Below are 479 nucleotides of genomic sequence, written 5' to 3'. Positions count from 1 at the left end.
GCCGCCGCCGGCGCCGTAGCAGTTGATGAACACCTGGCCGCTCAGCACGCGCTGCGAGACGCGCGCCTGGCGCCCGCCGTTCTCGGTCCAGATGCCGGCAGCGAGGCCGAACTCGGTGGCGTTGGCCAGTTCGATGGCGTCTTCCTCGTCCTTGAACGGAATCGCCGACAGCACCGGCCCGAACACTTCCTTGCAGGCCAGCCGGTGGTCGCGCGGCACGCGGCCGAAAAAGGCCGGCTTGACGAAATAGCCGTCGGCCGGCAAGTCCTTGCCGAACGCGCCTTCGGCCAGCAGCGGCACACCCGATTCGACGGCTTCACTGATGAACTTGCGCACGCGATCGTATTGCTTCTTGTTGACGATGGGACCGCAGTCGAGATCCATCTCGGGCGTGCCGACCGTCACCGCCTTGAAGCGCTCGGCCACCGCCGCGACGAACTTGTCGTAGATGCTCTCCTGCACCAGCAGGCGGCTGCCGG

At 67.0% G+C, this 479-nt stretch carries 1 protein-coding gene; it reads right to left on the bottom strand.

Features of this window, described 5'->3' with window-relative positions:
- Nucleotides 1-479: aldehyde dehydrogenase family protein (locus HLUSI_RS0111455; RefSeq protein ID WP_016834114.1), on the bottom strand; the 479-nt coding region annotated here is incomplete at both ends.

It is taken from the genome of Herbaspirillum lusitanum P6-12 (genome assembly GCF_000256565.1).
In the GTDB taxonomy this organism is placed as follows: Bacteria; Pseudomonadota; Gammaproteobacteria; order Burkholderiales; family Burkholderiaceae_D; genus Herbaspirillum; species Herbaspirillum lusitanum.
Note: the sequence above shows the minus strand (reverse complement) of the source record. Positions and strands in the feature narration are given on the sequence as shown.